Origin of the sequence: Streptomyces sp. NPDC060232, assembly GCF_042726555.1 — a bacterium.
Taxonomy (GTDB): Bacteria; Actinomycetota; Actinomycetes; order Streptomycetales; family Streptomycetaceae; genus Streptomyces.
Map to the genome: position 1 here is coordinate 91380 of NZ_JBHXAG010000018.1, position 24038 is coordinate 115417.

General features: G+C 71.8%; 24 protein-coding genes and 1 riboswitch. Of the genes, 11 read left to right on the top strand and 13 right to left on the bottom strand.

Going from position 1 to position 24038, the window contains the following annotated elements; genetic code table 11:
- The first annotated feature begins 5 nt into the window (after positions 1-5).
- A complete protein-coding gene (locus ACFWFZ_RS24630) occupies positions 6-842 on the top strand; it encodes a Scr1 family TA system antitoxin-like transcriptional regulator (RefSeq protein ID WP_387125021.1) in 837 nt (278 codons plus the stop codon).
- Entirely contained in the window at positions 826-1080 is a 255-nt protein-coding gene (locus tag ACFWFZ_RS24635; RefSeq protein WP_387125022.1) for a DUF397 domain-containing protein, read from the top strand. The genes ACFWFZ_RS24630 and ACFWFZ_RS24635 overlap by 17 nt, the downstream gene beginning before the upstream one ends.
- On the opposite strand, the gene ACFWFZ_RS24640 is transcribed toward ACFWFZ_RS24635, so the two are convergent.
- Positions 1067-2467 carry a PQQ-binding-like beta-propeller repeat protein gene (locus ACFWFZ_RS24640; protein ID WP_387125024.1) on the bottom strand — a complete coding sequence of 467 codons (1401 nt, stop codon included), beginning with the start codon at positions 2465-2467 and terminating at the stop codon, positions 1067-1069. The two genes, ACFWFZ_RS24635 and ACFWFZ_RS24640, sit on opposite strands and share 14 nt — an antisense overlap.
- Positions 2468-2621: 154 nt before the next feature.
- Between ACFWFZ_RS24640 and ACFWFZ_RS24645 the strand changes: the two genes are divergently transcribed.
- Both ACFWFZ_RS24645 and ACFWFZ_RS24650 read left to right on the top strand, forming a co-directional pair.
- Positions 2622-2987, top strand: a complete 366-nt coding sequence (locus tag ACFWFZ_RS24645; protein ID WP_387125025.1) for a protease inhibitor I9 family protein — start codon at positions 2622-2624, stop codon at positions 2985-2987.
- A gap of 123 nt (positions 2988-3110) precedes the next feature.
- Positions 3111-4829, top strand: a complete 1719-nt coding sequence (locus tag ACFWFZ_RS24650; RefSeq protein ID WP_387125026.1) for a serine/threonine-protein kinase — start codon at positions 3111-3113, stop codon at positions 4827-4829.
- A gap of 9 nt (positions 4830-4838) precedes the next feature.
- On the opposite strand, the gene ACFWFZ_RS24655 is transcribed toward ACFWFZ_RS24650, so the two are convergent.
- The 3 genes from ACFWFZ_RS24655 to ACFWFZ_RS24665 form a co-directional block, all read right to left on the bottom strand.
- The gene (locus ACFWFZ_RS24655; RefSeq protein ID WP_051893959.1) at positions 4839-5021 is read right to left on the bottom strand and encodes a hypothetical protein; all 183 of its coding nucleotides are present in this window, start codon (positions 5019-5021) and stop codon (positions 4839-4841) included.
- A 142-nt stretch (positions 5022-5163) separates the two neighbouring features.
- A complete protein-coding gene (locus ACFWFZ_RS24660) occupies positions 5164-5772 on the bottom strand; it encodes a phosphoribosylanthranilate isomerase (RefSeq protein ID WP_387125027.1) in 609 nt (202 codons plus the stop codon).
- A 38-nt stretch (positions 5773-5810) separates the two neighbouring features.
- The gene (locus tag ACFWFZ_RS24665; RefSeq protein ID WP_387125028.1) at positions 5811-6290 is read right to left on the bottom strand and encodes a hypothetical protein; all 480 of its coding nucleotides are present in this window, start codon (positions 6288-6290) and stop codon (positions 5811-5813) included.
- 442 nt (positions 6291-6732) lie between these two features.
- On the opposite strand from ACFWFZ_RS24665, the gene ACFWFZ_RS24670 reads away from it, so the two are divergent.
- Positions 6733-7230 carry a Uma2 family endonuclease gene (locus ACFWFZ_RS24670; protein WP_387125030.1) on the top strand — a complete coding sequence of 166 codons (498 nt, stop codon included), beginning with the start codon at positions 6733-6735 and terminating at the stop codon, positions 7228-7230.
- An 89-nt stretch (positions 7231-7319) separates the two neighbouring features.
- Here ACFWFZ_RS24670 and groL read toward each other — a convergent pair whose 3' ends face one another.
- From groL to thrC, 4 genes are all read right to left on the bottom strand, one after another.
- A complete protein-coding gene (groL, locus tag ACFWFZ_RS24675; protein WP_030766353.1) occupies positions 7320-8942 on the bottom strand; it encodes a chaperonin GroEL in 1623 nt (540 codons plus the stop codon).
- Between the two features lie 317 nt (positions 8943-9259).
- Positions 9260-9466 carry a cold-shock protein gene (locus ACFWFZ_RS24680; protein WP_030009783.1) on the bottom strand — a complete coding sequence of 69 codons (207 nt, stop codon included), beginning with the start codon at positions 9464-9466 and terminating at the stop codon, positions 9260-9262.
- A 395-nt stretch (positions 9467-9861) separates the two neighbouring features.
- Positions 9862-10140 carry a MoaD/ThiS family protein gene (locus ACFWFZ_RS24685; protein ID WP_030027575.1) on the bottom strand — a complete coding sequence of 93 codons (279 nt, stop codon included), beginning with the start codon at positions 10138-10140 and terminating at the stop codon, positions 9862-9864.
- 36 nt (positions 10141-10176) lie between these two features.
- Positions 10177-11451, bottom strand: coding sequence for a threonine synthase (thrC, locus tag ACFWFZ_RS24690; protein WP_387125032.1), 1275 nt, complete (start codon positions 11449-11451; stop codon positions 10177-10179).
- 17 nt (positions 11452-11468) lie between these two features.
- A riboswitch (SAM riboswitch) is annotated at positions 11469-11626 on the bottom strand.
- 185 nt (positions 11627-11811) lie between these two features.
- Here thrC and ACFWFZ_RS24695 point away from each other — a divergent pair.
- Together ACFWFZ_RS24695 and ACFWFZ_RS24700 are read left to right on the top strand one after the other, a co-directional pair.
- Positions 11812-12789 (top strand): glucosyl-3-phosphoglycerate synthase, encoded by a 978-nt coding sequence (locus tag ACFWFZ_RS24695; RefSeq protein WP_387125112.1) that lies wholly within the window; start codon positions 11812-11814, stop codon positions 12787-12789.
- Between the two features lie 47 nt (positions 12790-12836).
- Positions 12837-14291, top strand: a complete 1455-nt coding sequence (locus ACFWFZ_RS24700) for a trehalose-6-phosphate synthase (protein ID WP_387125033.1) — start codon at positions 12837-12839, stop codon at positions 14289-14291.
- A 134-nt stretch (positions 14292-14425) separates the two neighbouring features.
- Here ACFWFZ_RS24700 and otsB read toward each other — a convergent pair whose 3' ends face one another.
- From otsB to ACFWFZ_RS24715, 3 genes are all read right to left on the bottom strand, one after another.
- A complete protein-coding gene (gene otsB / locus ACFWFZ_RS24705; RefSeq protein WP_387125034.1) occupies positions 14426-15274 on the bottom strand; it encodes a trehalose-phosphatase in 849 nt (282 codons plus the stop codon).
- Positions 15275-15385: 111 nt separating this feature from the next.
- Positions 15386-15622, bottom strand: a complete 237-nt coding sequence (locus ACFWFZ_RS24710; protein WP_387125035.1) for a DUF3263 domain-containing protein — start codon at positions 15620-15622, stop codon at positions 15386-15388.
- Between the two features lie 43 nt (positions 15623-15665).
- Entirely contained in the window at positions 15666-16964 is a 1299-nt protein-coding gene (locus ACFWFZ_RS24715; RefSeq protein WP_387125036.1) for an extracellular solute-binding protein, read from the bottom strand.
- A 176-nt stretch (positions 16965-17140) separates the two neighbouring features.
- Between ACFWFZ_RS24715 and ACFWFZ_RS24720 the strand changes: the two genes are divergently transcribed.
- The 4 genes from ACFWFZ_RS24720 (at position 17141) to ACFWFZ_RS24735 (ending at position 20899) form a co-directional block, all read left to right on the top strand.
- Entirely contained in the window at positions 17141-18073 is a 933-nt protein-coding gene (locus ACFWFZ_RS24720; RefSeq protein WP_387125114.1) for an ROK family protein, read from the top strand.
- Positions 18073-19224 (top strand): N-acetylglucosamine-6-phosphate deacetylase, encoded by a 1152-nt coding sequence (nagA, locus tag ACFWFZ_RS24725; protein ID WP_387125037.1) that lies wholly within the window; start codon positions 18073-18075, stop codon positions 19222-19224. The genes ACFWFZ_RS24720 and nagA overlap by 1 nt, the downstream gene beginning before the upstream one ends.
- 136 nt (positions 19225-19360) lie before the next feature.
- Complete coding sequence (locus ACFWFZ_RS24730; protein WP_387125039.1) at positions 19361-20281, top strand: 1-phosphofructokinase family hexose kinase; 921 nt, start codon at positions 19361-19363, stop codon at positions 20279-20281.
- 159 nt (positions 20282-20440) lie between these two features.
- Positions 20441-20899, top strand: a complete 459-nt coding sequence (locus tag ACFWFZ_RS24735) for a hypothetical protein (protein ID WP_387125041.1) — start codon at positions 20441-20443, stop codon at positions 20897-20899.
- Positions 20900-20970: 71 nt separating this feature from the next.
- Here the strand turns inward: ACFWFZ_RS24735 and ACFWFZ_RS24740 are convergent, their stop codons facing one another.
- The gene (locus ACFWFZ_RS24740; protein ID WP_387125044.1) at positions 20971-22020 is read right to left on the bottom strand and encodes a CBM35 domain-containing protein; all 1050 of its coding nucleotides are present in this window, start codon (positions 22018-22020) and stop codon (positions 20971-20973) included.
- 68 nt (positions 22021-22088) lie between these two features.
- On the bottom strand, positions 22089-23846 hold the full coding sequence (gene cdgB / locus ACFWFZ_RS24745) for a diguanylate cyclase CdgB (RefSeq protein WP_387125045.1): 1758 nt from the start codon (positions 23844-23846) through the stop codon (positions 22089-22091).
- Positions 23847-24038 lie beyond the last annotated feature (192 nt).

Below are 24038 nucleotides of genomic sequence, written 5' to 3' on the forward strand. Positions count from 1 at the left end.
TTGCCATGGCAGGTAAGAACCTCGACCCGTCCTCCTCACCCCGCGCCCTGCTCGGCGCCGAACTGCGCGTCGCGCGCGAAGCCGCGGGACTGAGCCAGGCCGAGCTCGGCGAACCGCTCTTCGTGAGCGGTTCGTTCATCGGCCAACTCGAAGCGGGCACCCGCCGGATGCACATCGAGTTCGCGCGCCAGATAGACGACATCCTCAGCACGAACGGGTTCTTCGCCCGCAACTGCGGTGCCTTGGCCAAGTCCAAGTACCCGGACCACTTCGCCGCCGCGGCCGAGGCGGAGGCTCTGGCGAAGGCCATCCGCGAGTACGCACCCCTGATCATCCCGGGGTTGCTCCAGACCGAACCGTACGCGCGCGCCGTCTTCCGGGCGTACCAGCCGACGGCCACGGAAGAGGCCATCGACGAGCTGGTCACGAACCGAATGGCTCGCGCCGCCCTGCTGGAGGATCCAACAACCCCGCTGTTGTGGACCGTCCTTGACGAGGCAGTTCTCCGGCGTGAGGTCGGCAGCCGACAGGTGATGGCAGACGCTCTGCGTCATCTCGCGGCCCTGGCGCGGTCGCACCGGATCATCCTCCAGGTGGTCCCCTTCACCGCCGGGGCACATGCCGTCCTGGGCGGCCCGCTCAGGCTGATGGCGTTCGATGACGCTCCGCCCCTGGTCTACGTTGAAGGCCTGGAGACGGGACTGTTGCTGGACGATCCAGCGACCGTCAACCAGCGCACGCTGACCTACGATCTGCTGACGGCCAGCTCGCTACCACCTCGGGAATCACTGGCCCTGATCGAGTCCGTGGCGGAGGATTACGACCATGATGAGCACGCCTGAGTACGACCTCGCAGCGGCCACCTGGCACAAATCGAGCTACAGCGCCGGGGACGGTGGCAACTGCCTGGAGATGGCAACCTGGCGGAAGTCCACCCACAGCGGCGGAAGTGGTGGCGACTGCGTCGAGGTCTGCGACGCTCACCCCGACCTCGTCCCGGTCCGGGACTCAAAGGTGCCGGACGGGCCCCACCTCACCTTCCGCGGGCCCGCCTGGAAGGCGTTCGTCACCAGCCTCTGACCCGCCTCAGGGCCACGTACGACGGCAGTTCCCCCGACGGGTCGAGGTTGACGAACGTGTAGCCCTCGGCGCCCGCCGGGTAGATCTCGAACCGTCGACCCAGCGGGACGTCCCGCAGGATCGTGGGCTCGGCCTTCCTCCGGCCCGTGGTCCCGTCCAGGTGCCACAGATGCGTCCGTGCGGCGGTCGACGTCACCACGTCGACCCCGCCCGGCGCGCGGCCCTGCGCGAGGCCGAGGACCGTGGCCCCGTCGAGCCCTGCGTGCCATACGCGGCGGCCGTCCAGCAGGGAGTACGCCGAGACCCCCGGGACCTTGCCCTTCACCGGGAGGACCAGGAGGTCACCGCTGACCAGCGGGCCCGGCTCCGTCAGGAGGTCCTCCCGTGGACCCGCCACCGGTACCGTGCCGCGCTCGCGCCCGGCGTCGTCGAACAACCGCACCGCATCCCCCGCGCGCAGCGCGATCGGTCGCGCCGACAGCATCCGCAGCTCCGCCGACGGGCCGACCCGCAGCGGGGTCTGCCAGGCCGGGGTGCCGGTCCGCGCATCCAGGGACGTCAGCCGCACCGTGCCGGCGCCGGGGCAGTTCTCCACGTACAGGACCCGGTCGGCGGCCCCGTCGAGCGCGCGGGCCCGGCAACCGGACGGGACCGGCATCCGCCAGCGTTCCTCGCCGCCGCGCAGGTCCAGGCCGAGGACGGCGCCGTCCGTGACGACGGCGGCCGTGCCGCCCACCACCGCCACCGGCGGCGAGTCCCCATCGGCGGAGGGGGTCGCCGGGAGGTCCTTGGCCCACAGTTCGTCGTACCGCCGCAGGTCGACGGCCGACACCCGCGTGCCGCAGCCGCCCGGGGCCCGCGCGGCCGCGACCAGTCCGACGTCGTGCGCGACGGTCCGGCTCAGCGCGCAGAAGGCGGTGCCCGCGGGGGCGGCCTGCCCTCCGGCCGTGCGGCCCCCACTGTCGTAGATGCGCAGGCCGTCCGTGCGGGCCCGCACGAGGCCCGACGACGGGAGCTGCCAGGCGCCGACGGGTTGGGCCGACTCCGGGTTCTCCGCCTGCCACCACGTCCACGCGTACGCCTGCGGGCCGCGCATCCACTCGTACCCCTGCCAGGCCGGCCACAACGCGGCCAGCGCGACCGTCGCCGCCAGCCAGCGGACCGGCGCGCCCCGGCTGCCGCCGCGCCCGCGCGCCAGCAGGACGTACGCGAGGACGCCCAGAGCGGGGGTGATCAGGAGCAGCCGGCCCCTGCCCCGCGTCCAGTCGACGAAGGCCATCCGGCCGAGCAGCAGCAGGTAGAGCACGGTCACGGCGGCTACGGCCGTGCCGGCGACGAACAGGGCGCGCGGCAGCCGACGCATGCCCTGAGATGTGCGGTCGTCCATGATCCCCCCTGGCGGCGAAGCCTAATCGGCCGCGCCGCCAGGGGGTGTTCAACGGGACCCGCCTCAGGGGGCGCACGGCCGGTGCGCCGCCCGTGCGCCCGCCACACCCGGGGAGGTCTTTGACCGGCCCGGCCGTGCGTGATGCCCTCCACCCATGCGCATCCTCCTGAGCCGAGCGCGCCGGGCCCTGCCCGCCGCCGTCGTCCTGCCCGCCGCCGTCACCGTCCTCGCCGCCGTCACCGCCCTGCCCGTGGCCGCGGCCACCGCCGCCGTGGCCGCGCCCGTGTCCCACACGGCCGCCGCCGACGAAGACCCGTACATCGTCACCGTCCACAAGGACGTCGATCCGGCGAGGGTCGCCCGGATGGTGGGGGCCTCCCCGGACTACGTCTTCAGCACCGCCCTGCACGGCTTCTCCGCCCGGCTGAGCCCCGGCCAGGTCATGGCCCTGCGCGTCATCCCCGGGGTGGAGTCCGTCCACGAGGACGGCGGCGTGTCCTCCTTCGACACGGCCGGCTGACCCGTACGCGACGTGGGCCGGGGCTCGCCCCCCGGCTCCCCGGCATCGCCCCGTACCCGCCCGGCGCTTAGGGTTACGTGGATCAACTCATCGGTTGGTCCGGTAGGGATCGGGGGGAGACCGATGAACAGCGCGACCGAGGCGTTCCAGCCGCTGCGGGCTGACGATCCGCAGACCGTGGGCGGATACCGCCTCGCCGCCCGGCTCGGGTCGGGGGGCATGGGCCGGGTCTACCTGTCGCACACCCAGGGCGGCCGCCCCGTCGCACTCAAGGTGGTACATCCCGAGCTGGCCGAGGACCCGACCTTCCGGCGGCGCTTCCGCCGGGAGGTGGAGGCCGCGCGGCGGGTCCGGGGGGCGTACACCGCCGAGCTGATCGACGCCGACGCGGAGGCGACACCGCCCTGGCTGGCCACCGTGTACGTGCCCGGCCCCTCGCTGTCGGAGGCCGTCGCCCGGCGCGGGCCGCTGCCGGACGCAGCGGTGGTGTGGCTGATGGCGGGCGTGGCCGAGGCCCTCGTGGCCGTCCACGGTGCGGGCGTCGTGCACCGCGACCTGAAACCGTCGAACGTACTGCTGGCCGCCGACGGGCCCCGCGTCATCGACTTCGGCATCTCGCAGGCCTCCGGCCTCACGGCCACCGCGACGGGCAGCACCATAGGCACGCCTCAGTACATGGCCCCCGAGCAGGGGCTGGCGGGCGAGACCACGCCGGCCACCGACGTCTTCGCGCTGGGCCAGACGGCGGCGTTCGCGGCGCTCGGCAAGCCGCTGTACGGGGACGGCCCTTCCATGACCGTGCTGTTCCGGATCGTGCACTCCCAACCCGACCTGACCCGACTGCCGCAGCCGCTGCGGCCGCTGTTCGCGCTGTGCCTGGCCACCGCCCCCGAGGAGCGGGCCACTCCGGCGGAGGTCCTGGCGTGGTGCCGCGAGTACCTGGGCGAGGAGGCCATCGCGGGCGGCGGACCGGCCGTCTGGCGGGAGGTCGCGGGCCCGGAGGCGCAGACACCGGGTCCGGTGGCACGGCCTGGCGCGGCGGAGACGGCCTCGCCGGACGGGGCGCCGGAGAGTGACGGGGCGCCGGAGGGCGGCGAGGGCCAGGTGACGGCCGCCCCGGCGGGAGCCGCGGCACGGGAGCCGGGGCACGTGACGTCCGCAGCGGCGGGAGCGCCGGCCGGGGCCGGGGCGGCGCGCTCGGACGCGCAGGCGGGGGCGGACGCTCCGGTGGCGTCGGCGGCGGTGCGCAAGCGGCGGCGGGCCGCGCGGGTCGCGGGCGTGGTGGCGATGACCGGAGCGCTGACACTGGCGGGCCTGGGCTGGAAGCTCATGGACGGGAGGGACCGGGCGGCCGGACGGGAGGCCGCCGCGGACACGTCGTCCGGCCCGACGACGACGCCGACCGGCACCACCCCCACCCCCACTCCGACGCCGAGCGCGTCACAGCCGCCCAAGCCCGTCCCGTACCCCGGGCTGAAGCTGAACGAGAAGAACTCGATCAGCTTCAAGGAGCCCGTCCAGCACGAGGACGGCGACCGCACCGGGGACATCCGCATGAAGTGCGGGCTGGCCAGCGGCTGCGAGATGGAGAGCGACACAAGCGTGTTCTCCATGCCACGCAAAGCCGGCACCGGCAACCTCGAAACGTGCCGCGAACAGCTGAAGAACGCGCGGGAACACGACCTGACGCTCCACGTCATGGCGGCCGGCAGCGAGGTCTGCGTCCGGCACGCCTCCGGGGACATCGCGCTGTTCGTCATCGGAATCAAGTCGGCGCCGGGCCTGTCGAAGGACCCCAGCTGGCTCAGGGCCGACATGACGATCTGGCGCGCGGCCTCCTGACGCAGGGCGTCACGCCGCCCGCTGCGGCGCGTCCGCGTCGAGGGCCACGACGAGGAAGGCGTCCCGGTCGAGGTCCATCACGACGGTCGCCCGCTGGCCGCGCTCCCGGCACCTGGCCGCGTACTCCTCGGCGGGCCAACTGCCGTAAGGGTCACCGGCGGGAAAGGAGTTCAGCACCTTCGTACGGCGCACGGCTTCCACCTCCTGAACGACGTGGCGTCCTCGCCCCTCTGGTGCCCCGTCCACCGCATCGCATGCGGGGTGCCGGTCCTCCGGGGGCGAGGACATCGCCTACACCCTGCAGGTGCACGGCCGCGGCAGCCTCGGCGGCCGTCTAGCCTCGGGCTTGGCGCGCCGCCTCGACGAAGGCGCGGATCAGTTCCGGCGACTTCACGCCGCGCTCCCGCTCGACGCCGCTGGACACGTCCACGCCCCAGGCTCCGGTGGCGGCGAGCGCCTCGCGCACGTTGCCCGGGTTCAGCCCGCCGGCCAGCAGCCACCGGCCGTCGGGCGCGGTGAAGTCCGCCGCCCCCCAGTTCCACGGCTTGCCGGAGCCGGGGTCGGGGGCGTCGAGCAGCAGCAGGTCCTCGCCGTACTCACCGCAGCGCTCCACCCGCTCGGCGGTGGCCCGCAACAGGGTGCGGCCCTCGGCGCGCAGCGCCGCGAAGTCGCCGGGACCCTCCTCGCCGTGCAGCTGCACGCCCCGTACGCCGCTCTCCTCGGCCAAGCGGCGCACCTCCTCGACGGACTGCCCGCGGAACACCCCGACGGTCAGCACCGATGTTGGTACCCGGGCGGCCAGCTCGCGCGCGGTCGCGGCGTCGACCGTACGGGGGCTGCCGGGCGCGAACACGAACCCGACGGCATCGGCCCCGGCCGCCACCGCGGCGTCGACGTCCGGCGCGGTCCTGAGCCCGCAGATCTTGACGAAGAGGTCAGCCATACGGCCAGCCTATGCCGACCGGACCGGCCCGGACCCCGTCACCGCCCCACCTGCACGGGACCGAGCACGGCCCCGCCGACGAAGGCCGCGAGATGGGCGGCGCCCACCTCGTCGGCGGCGGCGAAGTGCACGTAGACGGTGTGCCGCCCGTCGGGATGCTCCTCGTTGAGATCCAGCTCCACCCGCTGGTTCGTCGGGTCGGCCGACGAGGACGGTATCCCGGGCACGTCCGGCCAGACCCCCCGCCACAGCATCGTGGCCGCCCCGCCGCGCAGCGCCCGCAGGAACCCCTGTTCCACCGGTCCCGGAGCCGCGTACGCGTCGACGGTCAGCGGCAGCGCCGCCGCCAGTTCCCGGTCGTCGCGCGGCAGTTCGGCACCCAGGTACCAGGTGTCCGCCGCGGCCCAGTAGTCCGACGGATCGAACATGCCCGCCGGCAGCAGCGCCGCCATCCCCCGGGCCTCGGCGACGCTCTCCGTCCGCGCGCACAGCCACATCTCCGGTTCGAGCGGCCTCATCCGCCCGCACAGCAGCCGGGCCCGCCGATGGGCCTCCCCGAGATCATCGGTCCGGAACACGGGATAGGCCCGCGAACTCCCCACCCCGTCCTCATCCCTGCCCGTCGCGCCGGGGAGGCGGTACGGACGGATGGCGCACCTTCGCGTACGCCTCGGCGGAATCGGCGGTGCGCAGCACGGGATGAGCGACGGAGTTCCCCATGGCCGTACGGTCACACGCCCCCACCCACCCCGGCCAGCGGTTTTCACCGCCCGATCGGGGGAGACCACTCCGAGGGCCGGGCGGGGCCCCGGCCGCGGCACTAGCCTGAAACGAGGCACGGGCTCAGCGCTGCACGCCATCCGGAGGAATACGGTGACGATCATGATCGAGCGGGCCACACCCATAGATGCGTTGTCGGCGCCACCAGCCTTCGAGGACCTTCTGCGCACGGTCGCGGAGATGGACACGCCAGACGGCTTCAAGGCCGAGCTCATCCGGGGGAAGATCGTCGTGTCACCGTTTTCCAGGCTCCGATACTCCCGCCCCATGCGCCTGCTGCGTGAGCAGCTCCAGTCACATGTACCCGACGGCTGTTTCGCGGACACCTCCCCCTTCCTCTTCCGGTTCCCATCGGCAGAGCGCGGCTACGGACCCGATCTGTACGTCGCGGAGGAGGAAGCCTTCGAAGGGGACGGGCTGCACGCGGATGGAGCGGCGCTCTCCCTGGTGGGAGAGTTCACGTCCGTCTCCACCAAGGACGCCGACTGGAACGAGAAGCTCGACGTCTACGGGCGCCTCGTCCCCGTCTACCTGGTCGTCGACATGCAGGACTCGGAGATCACCTGTTTCCACGACCCGTCGCCCCACGGGTACCGCGCCCGCACGACGGTGTCCTTCGGTGAGCCGCTGCACGTCCCGGCGCCGTTCGACTTCGCGATCGACACCACCGGATTCTGAGGGTCAGGAGGGCCCGGGAACGCCCGAGGGCGGCACCCCCGCGGGGGTGCCGCCCTCGTTCGAGAACAGCCGATCGACTAACAGGTCGATCAGAAGTCCATGTCACCGCCCGGCATGCCGCCGCCCGCGGGGGCACCGGCCTTCTCGGGCTTGTCGGCGATGACGGCCTCGGTGGTCAGGAACAGCGCGGCGATCGACGCGGCGTTCTGCAGCGCGGAGCGCGTGACCTTCGCCGGGTCGATGATGCCCTCGGCGATCATGTCGACGTACTCGCCGGTCGCGGCGTTCAGGCCGTGGCCGATCGGAAGGTTGCGCACCTTCTCGACGACGACGCCGCCCTCAAGACCACCGTTGACGGCGATCTGCTTGAGCGGGGCCTCCAGGGCGAGCTTCACGGCGTTGGCGCCGGTCGCCTCGTCACCCTCGAGCTCCAGCTTCTCGAAGACCGCGGAGGCCTGCAGCAGGGCCACGCCACCACCGGCGACGATGCCCTCCTCGACGGCCGCCTTCGCGTTGCGAACGGCGTCCTCGATGCGGTGCTTGCGCTCCTTGAGCTCGACCTCGGTCGCGGCACCGGCCTTGATGACGGCCACGCCGCCGGCCAGCTTCGCGAGGCGCTCCTGGAGCTTCTCGCGGTCGTAGTCCGAGTCGGAGTTCTCGATCTCGGCGCGGATCTGGTTGACGCGACCCTGGACCTGGTCGCTGTCACCGGCACCGTCGACGATGGTGGTCTCGTCCTTGGTGATGACGACCTTGCGGGCGCGGCCGAGCAGGTCGAGACCGGCGTTCTCCAGCTTGAGGCCGACCTCCTCGGAGATGACCGTGCCGCCCGTGAGGATGGCGATGTCACCGAGCATGGCCTTGCGGCGGTCGCCGAAGCCCGGGGCCTTGACGGCGACGGACTTGAAGGTGCCGCGGATCTTGTTGACGACCAGGGTCGACAGTGCCTCGCCCTCGACGTCCTCGGCGATGATCAGCAGCGGCTTGCCGGACTGCATGACCTTCTCCAGGAGCGGCAGCAGGTCCTTGACCGAGCCGATCTTGGAGTTGACGATCAGGATGTACGGGTCGTCGAGGGACGACTCCATGCGCTCCATGTCGGTGGCGAAGTACGCCGAGATGTAGCCCTTGTCGAAGCGCATACCCTCGGTGAGCTCCAGCTCCAGACCGAAGGTCTGGGACTCCTCGACGGTGATGACGCCTTCCTTGCCGACCTTGTCCATGGCCTCGGCGATGAGCTCGCCGATCTGGGTGTCGGCGGCGGAGATGGAGGCCGTCGAAGCGATCTGCTCCTTGGTCTCGACATCCTTGGCCTGGGCGAGCAGGGCGGCGGAGACGGCCTCGACGGCCTTCTCGATACCACGCTTGAGGGCCATCGGGTTGGCACCGGCGGCCACGTTGCGCAGGCCCTCGCGGACGAGTGCCTGGGCCAGGACCGTGGCGGTGGTCGTACCGTCGCCGGCGACGTCGTCCGTCTTCTTGGCGACTTCCTTGACCAGCTCGGCGCCGATCTTCTCGTACGGGTCCTCGAGCTCGATCTCCTTGGCGATGGACACACCATCGTTGGTGATCGTGGGGGCGCCCCACTTCTTCTCAAGGACGACGTTGCGACCCTTGGGGCCAAGGGTGACCTTGACGGCGTCGGCGAGCTGGTTCATGCCTCGCTCGAGGCCGCGGCGGGCCTCCTCGTCGAACGCAATGATCTTGGCCATCTGAAGTGGTCCTCCCGGACAGCGGTGGATTGCTCCCAGGACCGCGCCCGCGCCCGCGACGGACGGCCTGCGTGCCCGGTGGTTCCTTCCCACCGGACCCTGCGGGCCTCACCGACCCGGTCCTCGTTTCAGTAGCACTCTCACTCGTAGAGTGCTAACGCCAATGATTAGCACTCGACCCCCGAGAGTGCAAGCGGCTTCACCAAAGGCCCTGGTGACACGCGAGGGGCCCACATCCCGTGTCCGGGATGTGGGCCCCTCGTAGGCCTTCCGGGTCTTCGACGGAAGACCGAGCGTCGGTGGTCGATGCTCCGGGACTAGCCGAGCGCGAGCTTGACCATGTCCGCCTGCGGACCCTTCTGGCCCTGCGAGATCTCGAACTCGACCCGCTGACCCTCTTCAAGGGTGCGGTACCCGTCCATCTGGATGGCGCTGTAGTGGACGAACACATCCGCACCACCGTCGACCGCGATGAAGCCGTAGCCCTTCTCCGCGTTGAACCACTTGACGGTGCCCTGAGCCATGCCTAACTCCCCTATTACCGGCCCTTGCGCGGGAACGCACTTCGCGTTCCCGGGTCAGAACTTGCGTCGGAACGCATCGACCGAGGCTGAATGTATCTGCGCGAGTGCTGTCTGCAACAGGTCAATCCGACGAGAAATCTGGACACCGAGAAACATTGAAATAGAGTGAAAATTTGGCATGTTCCAGGGCAACTCGGGCCTGACATATCTCGCCAAAGCCCCATACCGCACCCGCACATTGGCCCGATGTCGACCCTCACGCGACCCGTTCATATGCAGCGGGCAAGTCCAGCGGAGGGGACTTCCCCAACTCTACCGTGCCCAATCAAGCAGAATTCCCCCCTCCGCTTTTAGTGGAGGGGGGAATTACGCTTTCTCGCCCGGGGTCAGCCGGGTCAGCAGCCGCCCGCGACCGCCGGGATGATCGAGACGCCGGCGCCGTCCGGCGTCACCGCCTCCAGCCCGCCCTCGAAGCGCACGTCGTCGTCGTTGACGTAGACGTTCACGAAGCGGCGGAGCTTGCCCTGGTCGTCCAGGACGCGCGCGGCGATGCCCGGGTGGTTCTTCTCCAGGGACTCGATGACCTCGGCGAGGGTCGCACCCTCGGCCGGGACCTCGGCCTGACCGCCGGTGTAGGTGCGCAGGATGGTGGGGATGCGGACGTTGACGCTCATGGCGCTACTGCCTTTCCGGTAGTGCGGGGAGGGTGGTCAGGCCAGGCCGGCGGCGCGGAACGCGTCCAGGCTGGGGCGGATGGTGGCGGTCTGTCCGCTGTCCGCGGCCACCGCCTCCAGGGTCTTGAGGCCGTCGCCGGTGTTGAGGACGACGGTGGTCAGCGCCGGGTCGAGCTGCCCGTTCTCGATGAGCTTCTTCGTCACGCCGACGGTCACGCCGCCCGCGGTCTCGGCGAAGATGCCCTCGGTCTGCGCGAGGATCTTGATGGCCTCGACGACCTGCTCGTCGTTGACGTCCTCGACGAAGCCGCCGGTGCGGCGCGCGATGTCCAGGACGTACGGGCCGTCCGCCGGGTTGCCGATGGCCAGCGACTTGGCGATGGTGTTCGGCTTCTGCGGGCGGACCACGTCGTGACCGGCCTTGAAGGCGGTCGACACCGGCGAGCAGCCCTCGGCCTGGGCACCGAAGATCTTGTACGGCCTGTCCTCGACGAGACCGAGCCTGATCAGCTCCTGCAGACCCTTGTCGATCTTCGTCAGCTGCGAGCCGGACGCGATCGGGATGACGATCTGGTCGGGCAGCTGCCAGCCGAGCTGCTCGCAGATCTCGTACGCCAGGGTCTTGGAGCCCTCGCCGTAGTACGGGCGCAGGTTGACGTTGACGAAGCCCCAGCCCTCGCCCAGCGGGTCGCCGATGAGCTCGGAGCAGAAGCGGTTGACGTCGTCGTAGTTGCCCTCGATGCCGACGAGGTCGCCGCCGTACACACCGGCCATGACGACCTTGCCCTGCTCCAGGTCGTGCGGGATGAACACGCAGGAGCGGAAGCCGGCCCGGGCGGCCGCGGCGCCGACGGCGCCGGCCAGGTTGCCGGTGGAGGAGCAGGACAGGGTGGTGAAGCCGAAGGCGCGGGCGGCCTCGACGGCGATGGCCACGACGCGGTCCTTGAAGGAGTGCGTCGGGTTGCCGGAGTCGTCCTTGACGTAGAGCTTGCCGGTGACGCCCAGCTCCTTGGCCAGGTTCGCCGCGTCGACGAGCTTGGTGAAGCCGGGGTTCAGGCTGGGCTTGGACGCCACGTCGGCGGGGACGGGCAGCAGCGGCGCGTAACGCCAGATGTTGGCGGGGCCGGCCTCGATCGCGGCGCGCAGGGCCTCGGCGTCGCCGGTCGGGAGCTCGTAGGCGACTTCCAGCGGTCCGAAGCACTCGGCGCACGCGAAGATGGGACCGAGTTCGAAGCGGGTACCGCACTCGCGACAGGAAAGGCCGGTGGCAGGTCCGAGATCGACAGAGGTGGCGACAGTCTGTGCAGCCATGATGGCGAGGCCCTTTCTCCTCATCTTCCCCATGGCGCATTTCGCCATGAGACGGAATTGGCACCTTCCCTAGCCGGGGACCTCGCTGACGAGCGCTGCTGCGCAATCGCGAGAACCGACTGGAGGGTTGCCGGGGCTTCAACGGGCCGTGTCCCTCTGCCCCTCTGGATGAGCGGTATGGCACCGGCACACGCGCTCTGCGGCGCGCCGGTGCGTTTGTACGCGGGGGACCCCGGCATGCGGTGGTCCTTCGCGTTGTTCAAGACTGTAACCGAAGGGCCGGGCGGTTGAGACAGCCGTCCGAACCGCGAGATGGATCACATAAAGGCCGATATCGCCGACACGCAGGGAGTGCTGAGAGTGCTGGAAGAGGTGGAGCGCTGGCTGGCCGACCGCTCCTGGTCCGCCGCCGACCGACCGCTCGACCAGCTGCTCGACCTCAAACGGGCGGCCGGGACCACGGTCAGCGTGGTGCTGCCCGCGCTGGACGAGGAGGCGACGGTCGGCGCGATCGTCGAGGTGATCCGGCGTGAGCTGATCGAGGGACTTCCGGTCCCCCTCGTGGACGAGCTGGTCGTGGTCGACTCGGGCTCGGCCGACCGGACCGCCGAGGTCGCGGCGAAGGCCGGCGCCCGGGTGGTGCACCGCGACGAGATCCTGCCGCGGATCCCGGCGCTGCCCGGCAAGGGCGAGGTGCTGTGGCGCTCGCTGCTGGTCACCGGCGGGGACGTCGTCTGCTTCGTCGACGCCGACCTGCGGGACTTCTCCGCCTCCTTCGTCTCCGGCATCGTCGGCCCGCTCCTGACCGACCCCGGCGTGCAGTTCGTCAAGGCGATGTACGACCGCCCGCTCGGCACGGAGTTCGACGGGCTCGCCTCCGGCAAGACCCCCGGCCAGGGCGGCCGGGTCACCGAGCTGGTCGCCCGCCCGCTGCTGAACCTCCACTGGCCGCAGCTGGCCGGCTTCGTCCAGCCGCTGGGCGGCGAGTACGCCGTACGGCGCTCCCTGCTGGAGCGGCTGCCCTTCCCCGTCGGCTACGGCGTCGAGCTGGGCCTGCTGGTCGACGCGCTGCACACCGTCGGACTGGACGCACTGGCCCAGGTGGACGTGGGCGTACGGCTGCACCGGCACCAGGACGGCCAGGCGCTCGGCCGGATGGCCGCGGCGATCTATCGGACGGCGCAGGTACGGCTCTCGCGCGGGCACCTCGTACGGCCGGAGCTGACGCAGTTCGAGCGCGGGCCGGAGGGCTTCGTACCGCGGACGTACGCGGTGGACACCGAGGAGCGGCCGCCGATGCTGGGCGTGCAGGAGTACGGCCGGCGCCACGTCGCGTGACCGTGTCCACACGTTTGAGCGAGCGCGGGCCGGGCTAGGTTCGCGGCATGGCTTCTCAGGTACTCGTCGCGGCGAACCGCGGCCCGCTCTCCTACGCCCTCTCCGACGACGGCACCCTCAGCGCCCGGCGCGGCGGGGGCGGTCTCGTCTCCGGACTCTCGGCGGCCCTCGCGGAGCAGCCGGGTGCGCTGTGGATCTGCGCGGCGCTGTCGGACGCGGACCGGGAGGCGGTCCGGCGGGACGTCTCCGAGCCGGGCGTCCGGATGCTGGACATCGATCCCACGATGTACGACGACGCGTACAACGGCATCGCGAACTCGGTGCTGTGGTTCACCCACCACCACCTGTACGACGTGCCGCGCGAGCCGGTCTTCGACGCGGAGTTCCGGCGCCGGTGGGACGCGTACGTGGCGTACAACGGGGCCTTCACGCGCGCCCTCGCCGAGGAGGCGGCGCAGGGGGCCCGCGTACTGGTGCAGGACTACCACCTGGCGCTGGTCCCGGGGCAGCTGCGGGAACTGCGTCCGGACCTGCGGATCGCGCATTTCACGCACACCCCGTGGGCGTCGCGGGAGTTCCTGGACATGCTGCCCGACGACATCCGCAGCGAGCTGGTGTGGGGGATGCTCGGCGCGGACGTGGTCGGCTTCCACACCTGGTCCTGGGCGCAGGCCTTCCTGGACGGCACGCACCTGGACGACGAACGGGGCATCGCCGAGCCGAAGTTCGCGACCGGGGTGGAGCCGTCGAAGGCGAGGTACGTCCAGAAGAACCCGGCGGGTCCGGTGCGGCACAAGCGGACCGAGGTGGCCGTGTACCCGCTGGGCGTGGACGCCGACGATCTGCGGGCGCTCGCGCAACGGCCGGAGGTGGACGCGAAGCTGGCGGAGCTGCGGGCGGAGGTCGCGGGCCGCAAGACGATCGCCCGCGTGGACCGCACGGAGCTGTCGAAGAACATCCTGAGGGGCCTGCTGGCCTACCGGGAGCTGCTGACGGTCCACCCCGAGTGGCGCGGCCGGGTGGTGCATCTGGCCTCGGCGTACCCGTCCCGGCAGGATCTGAAGGTGTACAGGGACTACACGGCGGCCGTCTCGGAGCTGGCGGCGGAGATCAACGCGGAGTTCGCCGCGGAGGACTGGCAGCCGGTGCTGGTGTCGGTGAAGGACGACTTCGCGCGGTCGCTGGCGGTCTACCGGATGGCGGACGTGGCGCTGGTGAATCCGGTGCGGGACGGGATGAACCTGGTGGCGAAGGAGATCCCGGTGGTGTCGGAGGCGGGGTGCGCGGTGGTGCTGTCGAGGGGGGCGGGGGCGTACGAGGAGCTCCGCGAGGACGCGTTGACGGTGAACCCGTACGACGTGTCGCAGACGGCGGAGGCGCTGCACGCGGCGCTGTCCATGCCGGACGCCGAGCGTGCGCAACGCACCAAGCGCCTGGCGGCGGCCGCGACGGCCCTTCCCCCGTCGGCCTGGTTCAAGGCCCAGCTCGCAGCCTTGGCCTGATCCCCTGCCGGGGCGCTGCCCCGGACCCCGCGCCTCGATCGCCGGCGGGGCTGGGATCTTCCAGCCGTCCGGCGCTTGAGGACCGGGTCCTGGGACGGCGTCCCGGCAACGGCGCCGCGCCCGGCAGCGGGCGGTCAGCCCCGCAGGGCGGAGGCCAGGGAGGCCAGGAAGGCGGCGACGGCGCCCGGTCCGGGCAGGACCAGATCGGCTCGGGCGGCGAGTTCGGGGACCTCCGCCGAGCCGCTGCACACCAGCAGCCCCGGCAGCCCCTCGGCCCTGCGCTTCTCGACGGCCGAGTAGGCGGCGAGGTCGCCCAGGTCGTCCCCGGCGTAGAGCACCGTCTCGGCGTCCCGCTCCGCCAGGAACTCCGTCAGGGCGACGCCCTTGTCCATGCCCGGGGGCCGCAGCTCCAGGACCGCCCGTCCCGGCTCGACCATCAGCCCGTGCCGGGCGGCCAGCTCGGTCAGGGGCTCCCGCAGCGCAGCGAAGGCCGCCGCCGGGTCCTCGGCGCGCCGGGTGTGGACGGCGAGCGCCCGGCCCTTCTCCTCGATCCAGGTGCCGCGCCAGGCCCCGATCGAGTCGAGGAATCCGGGCAGCTCGGCCCGTACGGCCGCCACCCCGGGGTGCTCGGCGGGGGCGCGGACCAGGCCGGTCACGGCGTCCCACCGCTCGGCGCCGTAGTGGCCGAGGACGACGAGGTGTTCCAGTCCGGGCACCCCGGCGAAGCCCCCGTAGCGGACGGCGACGCCCGCGGGCCGCCCGGTGATCACGGCCACCGAGTCCACCGCGGGGGCGAGCGCCGAGAGGGCGGGAACGGCTTCGGGATGTGCCCGTGCCTGGTCCGGGTCCGGGACGATGTCGGCGAGGGTGCCGTCGAAGTCCAGGGCGACCACGGACCGGCGGGGTGCGCGGAGGAGGGCTTCGAGTCCCTCGCGTCCGGCTGCGGTGACGGGCATCGGCAGGTCGTGCGGATGGCTCCCCATACGCACGACCCTAACGGCCCGGCGGGGCGACGGCTACGGCTCCCACCGAGCTGATCGCCGGACTGGACGCCGGACTGGACGCCGGACTGGACGCCGAGCTGATCGCCCTGCTCATCGCCGGGCCCGCTGGGCTTCGCGGATCCTGCGCAGCCGGTTGACGGTGCCCGGGGCGTGGGCCAGCGCCCGCGGGTCGTCCATGAGCGCGTTGAGCAGCTGGTAGTAGCGGACGGGGGTCATCCCCAGCCCTTCCCGTATGGCCCGTTCCTTGGCTCCGGGCCCCGGCCAGGTGCGTGCCTCGTACGCGAGCACCGCGGCCTCCGTGGCCGTCAGCTGCCCCTCGTCCGTCATACCGCCAGATTAACGCCGCCCTCCGACAGAGAGCGGCGCCGGGTCAGCGCGGGTCCGCCGCGCGGGCCGCCGTGGCGATGTCCTCCAGCACCTTGGCGGGCTGTCCGCCGGGCTGGACGGTCTTGCCGATGTTCTGCTTGATGTCCTCGCTGACGCCCGCCCAGGACTTCTTGCCGACCGGGTACAGGCGCGAGCTGGGCAGCGCCGCCAGGAAGGGCCTCAGCTGGAGCGCCGGACCGCTCGTGGCGGCCTGCTTCGCCTGGTAGCCGCTGGTGGTGGCCGGCAGCAGGTCGTACTTGTCGGTGAAGGCCGTCACGTTCTTCGGCTGGTACAGGTAGTCCAGGAACTTGCCGGACTCGGCGCGGTGGCCGTTCTTGAAGGCCATGACCCAGTCCGCGACGCCCATCGCCGGCTGCGGGGAGCCGTCGGAGGTCGGCAGCGCGACCATGCCGTACTTCACGCCCTTGGCCTCGGCCTGCTTCATCAGCGTCGGGTGTCCGTTGAGCATGCCGACCTCGCCCTTGGTGAAGGCTTCGAAGGCGGCCTGGCGGTCCAGCCTGCCCGGCTCGACGGGGCCGGTGAGGCCCTGGCCGACCATCTTGTCGCGCAGGAACTCCAGCGTCTTGACGTTGTCGGCGGCGTCGATGGAGTAGCCCTCTTCGTTGTCGGTGTAGCCGCCGCCGCCCGCGAGCATCCACATCATCGTCTCGGCCTGCGCCTCCTCGCGGCCCAGGGGCAGCGCGAAGGGGGTGGGCACGCCCGCGCCCTTGAGCTTCTTGGCCGCGGCCTCCAGGTCCGCCCAGCTCTTCGGCTGCCAGCCCCTGGCGTCCTTGGCGATCACGCCGGCGTCGGCGAGGAGCTTCTCGTTGTAGAAGAGCAGCCGGGTGCTGGCGACGAAGGGCATGCCGTACTGCGTCTGCTTGACCTTGCCGGCGTCCGCGAGCGGGGCGAGGAAGTCGGCCTCGGTCTTCACCGAGAGCAGCTCGGCCGTGGAGTACAGCTTGCCGGCGGCGGCGTAGTCGGCGTAGGCGCCGATCTGCGCGATGTCGGGGGCCTTGCCGGCCTTGACCATCTCGGCGACCTTGGCGTCGACCTCGGACCACGAGAAGACGTTGACCTCGACCTTGATGCCGGGGTGGTCCTTGTGGAAGCCGTCGGCGAGGTCCTTCCAGTAGGCCGCGGAGGAGTTCTGCGGATTGTCTCCGTAGTCGGCCGCCACGACCCGGAGGGTCACCTCGTTGTCTCCGGTGAGTCCGTCGACGGCTCCGCAGCCCGTCAGCGTCACAGCGGTCAGGCACAGCGCGGCGCCGGACGCGGCCAGGCTCAGGTATCGGCCCTTCACAGGTATCGATCCACCCCTTGTTGTACGTACGATCCGACGTAAGGTCTACACCACTTTGGCGGCTCGTCCACATCGGGCTCCCCACGGCACGCCTGATTTGTATGGCCACTCAACAATCCCCCTCAATGGACTAGACCTTTCCCCGCCGAGCACGCGAGACTGTCTCTGTGAAACCCGTGAAACACGTCATCGCCCTCGATGTGGGCGGCACCGGGATGAAGGCCGCCCTCGTCGCCGCCGACGGCACCCTGCTGCACGAAGCGCGCCGCGCCACCGGCCGCGAGCGGGGCCCCGACGCCGTCGTCGAGACGATCCAGGACTTCGCCGCCGAGCTGCTCGCCACCGGCCGGGAACGCTTCGGACGGGCCGCCTCGGCCGCCGGGGTCGCCGTCCCGGGCATCGTCGACGCCGACCACGGGATCGCCGTCTACGCGGCGAACCTCGGCTGGCGCGACGTACCGCTGCGCGCCCTGCTCACCGCTCACCTCGGCGGCATCCCCGTGGCCCTGGGCCACGACGTGCGCACGGGCGGACTCGCCGAAGGCCGCATCGGCGCCGGCCGGGGCGCCGACCGCTTCCTCTTCGTGCCGCTCGGCACCGGCATCGCCGGCGCCATCGGCATCGCCGGCCGCATCGAGGCCGGCGCCCACGGGTACGCGGGCGAGATCGGGCACATCGTGGTCCGCCCCGGCGGCCCCGACTGCGGCTGCGGGCAGCGCGGCTGCCTGGAGACCCTCGCCTCCGCGGCCGCCGTCAGCCGCGCCTGGGCAGCTGCCTCCGGCGACCCGGCGGCCGACGCCGCCGACTGCGCCAAGGCCGTCGAATCCGGCGACGCGCGCGCCCGCGAGGTCTGGCTGGCCGCCGTCGGAGCCCTCGCCGACGGGCTGGTCACCGCGATCACCCTGCTCGACCCGCGCACGCTGATCATCGGTGGCGGGCTCGCCGAGGCCGGGGAAACCTTGTTCACACCACTACGGAAGGCCGTGGAGGAGCGCGTGACGTTCCAGCGGCTCCCCCACATCGTTCCGGCGGCCCTCGGGGACACCGCCGGCTGCCTGGGCGCAGGGCTGCTCGCCTGGGACCTACTCGCCACGGAGGTACCGGCCTGATGTCCGGAAGCGCACACAGCACTGTTCTCTCCGGCGCCAGGGTGGTGCTGCCCACCGGGACCGTGGCGGGCGGCCGGGTCATCGTCGACGGCGACCGCATCGCCGGCAGCACACGCGAGGGCGCCGAGATCGTCGACCTGACCGGGCACTGGATCGTCCCCGGCTTCGTCGACATGCACAACCACGGCGGCGGCGGCGCCTCCTTCACCTCCGGCACCGCCGAGGACGTGCTCCAGGGCGTACGCACCCACCGCGCGCACGGCACGACCACCCTGGTCGCCTCCACCGTCACCGGAGACCTGGACGAACTGGCCCGGCGGGCCGGCCTGCTGGCCGAGCTGACACAGGCGGGCGAGATCGCCGGCATCCACTTCGAGGGGCCGTTCATCAACCCCTGCCGCAAGGGCGCCCACAAGGAGGACCTGCTCCGCGACCCCGACCCGGCCGAGGTCCGCAAGCTCATCGACGCCGCGCACGGCGCCGCCCGCATGTTCACCCTGGCCACCGAACTCCCGGGCGGCCTGGACTCCGTACGGCTGCTCGCCGAGCACGGGGTCATCGCCGCGATCGGCCACACCGACGCCAACTACGACCAGACGCGCGCCGCCATCGACGCGGGCGCGACCGTGGCCACCCACCTCTTCAACGCGATGCCCGCGCTCGCGCACCGCGAACCCGGCCCGATCGCAGCCCTCCTGGAGGACGAGCGGATCACCGTCGAGCTCATCAACGACGGCACCCACCTGCACCCCGCCGCCCTCGAACTGGCCTTCCACCACGCGGGCGCACACCGCGTGGCGCTGATCACCGACGCCATGGACGCGGCCGGCTTCGGCGACGGGACCTACCACCTCGGCCCGCTGGAGGTCGAGGTGAAGGGCGGGGTGGCCCGCCTCGTCGAGGGCGGCTCCATCGCCGGCTCGACGCTCACCCTGGACACCGCCTTCAAGCGCTCGGTGACCCTCGACAAGCTGCCGGTGGAGTCCGTGGTCCAGGCGATCTCCGCCAACCCGGCCAAGCTGCTCGGCCTGTACGACGAGATCGGCTCGCTGGAGCCCGGCAAGTACGCGGACCTCGTCGTCCTGGACGCCTCCTTCGACGTCCGGGGCGTCATGCGGCGCGGCGAATGGATCGTCAGCCCCGGCCTCTGACGGCGGTGCTGACGGCCGAGCGGCCGCAGGAGCCGAGGTGGCCGGACGCAGGGGGTGCCGTGTCGACACCCCCTGGGACTGGGCCGACCGCCTCGCGTTTGGCATGATCCCGGCAGCAACAGACCCGGGAGTGCCCATGATCCTGACCGTGACGCTCAACACCGCACTCGACGTCACGTACCGCGTGCCGCGGCTGCTTCCGCATGCCTCGCACCGGGTCACCGCCGTCACCGAACGGCCCGGCGGCAAGGGGATCAACGTCGCCCGCGTCCTGGCCGCGCTCGGCCACAAGGTGACCGCGACGGGCTTCGCCGGCGGTCCGGTCGGCTCCGTCGTACGGAAGCTGCTGGCGACCTCCCCCGGGGTGGTGGACGCCCTGCTGCCCTGCGAGGGCGCCTCGCGCCGCACCCTGGCCGTGGTCGACGAAGCCTCCGGCGACACCACGCAGTTCAACGAGCCGGGCCCGCTCATCACTGCCGCGGAGTGGTCGCGCTTCCTCGGGCACTACGAGGAGCTCGTGGCCCGGGCGGGGGCGGTGGCCCTGTGCGGCAGCCTCCCGCCGGGCGTGCCCGTGGGCGCGTACGCGGTGCTCGTACGGGCGGCCCGCGCGGCCGGCGTCCCCGTACTCCTGGACACCAGCGGCGAGGCCCTGCGGCGCGGGGTCGCCGCCCGCCCCGAGATCATCAAGCCGAACGCCGCCGAGCTGGCCGAGCTCACCGGCTCCCGCGACCCGCTCCCGGCCACGCGGGACGCCCGCCGCCGAGGAGCGCACGCGGTGGTCACCTCGCTGGGCCCGGGCGGCCTGCTGGCCGCCACCGCCGAGGGCACCTGGCAGGCGGCCCCGCCGCGCCCGCTGTCCGGCAACCCCACCGGAGCCGGCGACTCCGCCGTCGCCGGCCTGCTGTCCGCCCTGACGGAGGGCCTGGACTGGCCGGCCCGCCTCACCCGCGCGGTAGCCCTCTCGGCGGCCACGGTCCTCGCCCCGGTGGCGGGCGAATTCGACCCCGTCGTGTACGAGGAACTGCGCCGCACCGTCCGCGTGACCGAGGGCACCTGACACCCCCGCGGCTTTCACTGACCCACCCTCAAACTGTCGTGCAGACAACGCCCTTGACGCCCCCCGGCGGAGATCACCCCGTTTTCAGCTGATTATGATCATGACCCAGCCGACTTGATCAAGAACGCTGCCGATCTACGAGAACGCAAGGCAAAGCACATGAACCGAATCTCCCGCAGGGCGCTCGCCATCACCACGGGCGTCGTGGCCATCTCCACCCTGGCCGCGGCCCCCGCCCAGGCCAAGACCATCTCGGGCGGCTCCTGCGGCGCCGGCTACTACCAGCAGGACGCCTACCCGCTGGGCGACCACGCAGGTGCCACCGGCGCCGGCGTGATGTTCCTCTACTACAACAAGTCCACCGGCAAGAACTGCGCGATCCTCCGCCGCGACAGCAGGTTCAACATCACCGACGGCATGGGCATCTCCATCACGTCCAGCGACGGCAAGTCCGACATCGACGGTCAGGGCGGTTACACCCAGTACGCGGGCCCGGTCTACGTCTCCGCCCCCGGCAAGTGCATCAAGCTCTGGGGCGAGGTCACGGGCTACTGGAACGGCTCCACCGGCCTGCCGGGCACGCACAGCGAGACCACCGGCTGGGTCCACTGCGGCTGACGAGCCCTGCGACAAACGATTCTGGCCCTACCGCGCGTGCGGCAGGGCCAGAATCGTTCAACGGGTCACGGTCAGCGCTTGGTGTGGCCCGAAGCCAGCTCCAGCTGGTCGAAGATGGCATCGCACTGGTTGCCGGCCTCGCACGAGATCTTCATCGCGTTCGAGCCCTTCTTGAGGGTGATCCACGCAAAGGTGCGCGTCCAGCCCTTGTCCCAGGCACCGTCCGCGGCCTTGGCGAAGTTGGACAGGTTCAGCGACTGGTTCGGGCTCTGCCCGTTGACCGTGAGGGTCGCCTTGCCGTCCTTGCCGGGAACGCTGTAGTTGACGAACAGCGTGTAGTCGCCCGCCTCCGGCACGTCCACCGTCCAGGTGAGCGCCGCCCCGGTCTGGTTGAAGCCGGTGACGTACTGGCCGCTCGTGCTCTTCGAGTTGGGCACCACGCTGTCGAGCTTGGCGCCGCCGGTCAGCACCATGCCGGCACCGGCAGCCTCACCCTTCGGCAGCGGGGCCTGTGAGGGCTTTGCGCTCGGGGTGGGGCTGGCCGGGTTCTGCGGGGCCGCCGACTGCTGGCCGCCGTTCGCGGTGTCCTTGCCCTTGTCCTCGCCCTTGTTCTTGTCGCCGAAGGCGAGGGCCGCGCCGATGCCGATCACCACCGCGCCGACCACCGCGACGGCCGCGATCAGCAGACCGCGCCGGCTGGAGGCACCGGCGCCGCGGCCGCCGCGGCCGCCCCCCGGATGCCCGATCGTCTGGGTCTGCGCGGCCTGGGGCTGCTGCGGAACGCCGTAGCCGCCCGCCTGGAGCGCCTCGGGGGCCTGGTACTGGGCCTGGTAGCCGGGAGGCTGCTGCGCGGGGCTCTGCTGGTGCGGGACCGGGCCGCGCTGGCCGCCGCCGTTCCTGCGCTCGCCGACCGTCCGCACCTGGTGGTGCGACGTACGGGGGACACCGGGCTGCGCACCTGGGTGACCGCCGGCCGCCCCGCCGGGGTAGCCGTATCCGCCGCCCGAGGTGGGCGGGGCGGCTCCGGCAGACTGGCCGTCCGCGTAGAGATAGCCGAACGGATCATCGTCCTCGGGCTTGTTCGCCCCACCGTGCGGGCCGTTGTTCGCGGGCGTCGTCATCGCAGGTCACTCCTTTCGACCCCCGGGAGCCTACCCCGAACAGGTGCACACACGGGCGACAGACCGTCTCAGCCCGCCCGGCGGTGCGCCTTGGAACGGGACCTCTTCTCGATGTACATCCGCTGGTCGGCGGAGCGCAGCACCTCGTCCGCCGACATCCCGCAGCTGGCCCAGCCGATGCCGAAACTGGCGCCGACACGCACCGCACGGCCGTCCACGCGGATCGGCGGGATGATCGCGTTGCGCAACCGGACGGCGAGGTCCGCGGCGTCCGCGGCGCCGAGGCCGTCGGCCAGGACGACGAATTCGTCACCACCCAGCCGGGCGACGGTGTCACCGTCCCTGACGCCCGTCGTCAGCCGCCGGGCGACCTCGATCAGGACCGCGTCGCCCGTGTGGTGCCCGAACCGGTCGTTGATCGACTTGAAGCCGTCGAGGTCGCAGAAGAGCACCGCGAGCCCCTTCGTCCCGTCGTCGACGTCGGTCGCGGGTGCCACCGTGTGCACGTGGTGGTCGTACGGCCCGTCCGTCGGGGCGGTCGGCGCCCCGGGGAAGTCGAAAGGATCGGTTCCGCCGTACCGGTCGGGGCCGTCGGCCTGAAAGCCGTGCTCACCGGCACCACCCGCCTCCGCCCGGACCTCGTACCCGTCGGGTCCGACCTGGCCCGCCCTGCCGACCTGCCCGCCGTGCGGGTCGCGCCCCTCGAAGGCCGCGTCCAGGGCCTCGATCGCGCTGGCCCGCGTGGACTGCGGCCTGCGACACAGCCGCGCGCCGAGCCGGGCCCGCAGCTCGGCGCTGTTGGGCAGGCCGGTCAGCGAGTCGTGGCTGGCCCGGTGGGCGAGCTGGAGCTCGTGGCGCTTGCGCTCCTCGATGTCCTCGACGTGCGTCAGCAGGAAGCGCGGACCGTCGGCGGCGTCCGCCACCACGGAATTGCGCAGCGAGACCCATACGTACGTGCCGTCCCGGCGGCCCAGGCGCAGCTCGGCGCGACCGCCCTCGGCGGAGGTGCGCAGCAGGGTGCCGATGTCCTCGGGGTGGACCAGGTCGGAGAAGGAGTAGCGGCGCAGTACGGAGGCGGGGCGGCCGAGCAGCCGACACAGCGCGTCGTTGGTGCGCAGCAGCCGGCCGTGCTGGTCCCCGCCCATCTCGGCGATGGCCATGCCGCTGGGCGCGTACTCGAAGGCCTGGCGGAACGACTCTTCACTTGCGCGGAGGGCCTGTTGCTCGCGCTCCAGCCGGACGAGCGCCCGCTGCATGTTCGCTCGCAGCCGCGCATTGCTGATCGCAATCGCCGCCTGGAAGGCGTACATCTGGAGCGCTTCACGGCCCCAGGCGCCGGGTCGGCGGCCGTTGCGCGGTCTGTCCACCGAAATGACACCCAGAAGTTCCCCGCCGGACGCGTGCATGGGGGCGTAGAGCCGGTCCTCGGGGTGCCACTCGTCCTCGAAGCGCGGGTCGGGGCCGTCGGTGTGCCACTGGGGGACGTCGTCCTCCAGGAGGATCCAGCCCTCCGTGTGCGGGATGAAGCGGAGCCCGTCCCAGCACTCACCCATCGTCAGACGGCGTTCCCATGAGGCGCGGGACCCCACGCGACCTGTGATGAGGGCCTCCGCGGCGGGGTCGCCCGCGAAGGCGGCGACGACCAGATCGCCGTCCGGGCGAACGAGGTTGACACAGGCGAGCTCATAGCCGAGGCCCACGACGATGCCGTCCACGACGGTCTGCAGAGTGTCCGCCAGGCTCCGGGCCGTATTGAGATCGGCCACCACCCGGTGCAGCTGCCGCAGGGTCGCAAGACGGACGTACGGCTCCGACTCGGTCTCCATTGCTCGCTCTCCCCGAGACCTCGACAGCAACTCCAGGTTTGTCATCGGCGTTTCGTTGCGGTGTCCCGTCCACTGAATCACAGTGAGCTGTGCGCCAGGTACACAGGGTCAACAAATCTTGCCCTCTGTGACTCAAGTCACATGAGATGAATTACGGTGCGCGTGGAGAGGGTTCGGGCTGGGAGCGCTCCC